Origin of the sequence: Streptomyces sp. NPDC058812, assembly GCF_042744565.1 — a bacterium.
GTDB classification, from domain to species: domain Bacteria; phylum Actinomycetota; class Actinomycetes; order Streptomycetales; family Streptomycetaceae; genus Streptomyces; species Streptomyces thinghirensis.
Genome location: NZ_JBHYOB010000074.1, coordinates 1 through 1,641, shown reverse-complemented (window position 1 = coordinate 1,641; position 1,641 = coordinate 1). Strand labels below are relative to the sequence as shown.

General features: G+C 69.7%; 3 protein-coding genes. All 3 read left to right on the top strand.

The window, feature by feature from the left end; genetic code table 11:
- The first annotated feature begins 70 nt into the window (after window positions 1-70).
- Window positions 71-379, top strand: a complete 309-nt coding sequence (locus ACFW48_RS38715; protein WP_386323373.1) for a DUF6247 family protein — start codon at window positions 71-73, stop codon at window positions 377-379.
- A complete protein-coding gene (locus tag ACFW48_RS38710; RefSeq protein ID WP_386323371.1) occupies window positions 376-636 on the top strand; it encodes a hypothetical protein in 261 nt (86 codons plus the stop codon). The genes ACFW48_RS38715 and ACFW48_RS38710 overlap by 4 nt, the downstream gene beginning before the upstream one ends.
- 120 nt (window positions 637-756) lie before the next feature.
- A partial coding sequence (locus ACFW48_RS38705; protein WP_386323369.1) for a TerD family protein occupies window positions 757-1,641 on the top strand: 885 nt, incomplete at its 3' end.

Here is a 1,641-nt window from a genome sequence, read left to right as displayed (position 1 = left end):
GTGGAAGACCGTGCTATCCGAGGGCACCTAGTTCTACGGTGGCTAGTAGCACCCGCCGCAGGAGGAGCCAATGAGCGCCCAACCCGACCACACCCCCGCCGCCCCGTACGCGCCCGCGCCCGGGGCGCCGGCCGAACTCCTGGCCCTGCTGCGCGCCGACCGGCGGGCGGAGCGGTGGGTGCCGGCGTTCGAGGAGGAGTGGGCGCAGGCGTTGGAGGAGTCGCGGCGGACGTTCTCCTTGAACACCTTGTACGAGGTCGTCCACGCCTGGCAGGCCCGTCTCGCTTCCGCCCCCGCGGTCGACGCGTTCGTGGCCTCAGGCAACGACGAGACCGGGTTCATGGACATGGTCGAGCTCCGCGGCCAGCGTCGCCGGTGAGCCTGCAGCCGTACGCGGTCCACATTTCGTCGCCGGCCGCGAAGGTCCTCGCCGCCCTCCCCGAACATGCAGAAGAGACGGTGTGGGACCTCCTCGACGCTGCCGCGGCCGACCCGTGGGGCTTCCGCCAGTGGGACCCCGCCGACCCCGAAGGCGAAGACGTCCGGATCGCGTCCGCCGGACGCCTGTCCGTCATCTACTTCGCCAACCGTGCACTCCGGCACCTGTCGGTCCTGGACATCGTCTGGCTCGGCTAAGGGACCGGTCGTCGGCGAGCAGGTGCCGCGGGCAGGCCCGCATGTCGGATACGGCAAAGGGGCGGCATCGTCGCTTGTGGATGGCTACCGTTCCTTCCCTGGTGATCGACAGGGGGCGGGATGCAGACGATGTCGCTGCGCAAGGGCGAGAACGCGGCGCTGCTGACGGAGCGGGCAGTGCTGTCGGTGGCCGTTCAGGGACTGTCTGCGGACGTGTCCGCGCTGCTGCTTGGCTCTGATGGCAGGGTTCGCGGCGATCACGACCTGGTCTTCTACAACCATCCGGTCCAGGACGGTGTCTCGGTAGCGGACGCGGCGGTCACCGCGGAACTCCCACGCCTGCCGGCCGACGTGCACTGCGTGGTGATTGTCGCGAGTTCCGATCCGCTGCAACCTGGGGCCGTCTTCACCCGGGCGCCTCAACTGACCATCACCCAGAGCGGCTCCCGGGCGATGTTGTTCACCGCGCCGGACTTCACCTCGGGCGAGACGGTCGTGGTCCTGGCGGAGCTGTACCGGCGCGGTACGGACTGGAAGATCCGGGCCGTGGGACAGGGCTATGCCTCCGGCCTTGCGGGACTGGCAATCGACTACGGCGTCGACGTCGACCCCGAGCCCACCGCTGCGCCGCTGCCTGCGCAGAAGGGCACGACGCCGCCGGCGGCTGCCGCGGTCGACCTGACGAAGCTGGAGCGGCAGGCTCCGGGGCTGCTGGCCCCCGCGCGACAGGCCGGCCAGGCCCTGGCCGAGCGTGGGATCACCGGACGTCACGCTGCTGTCTACCTCATTCTGGATCACGACTGGCACATGGAAGAGCTCTACGAATCCTTCGCCGTGCAGGCCTTCGCCGAACGCGTCCTGGCCCTCTCGGCCAACCTCGACGACGACGGCACGGTGCCCGTGATCTTTTCCAGCGGACGCGAGCCGTTCCTGGAGGAGATCGGGCTGGACAACTACCGCGGCCGTATCGGACAGCTGCACACCCAGGTCGACTGGGGCTGGGGC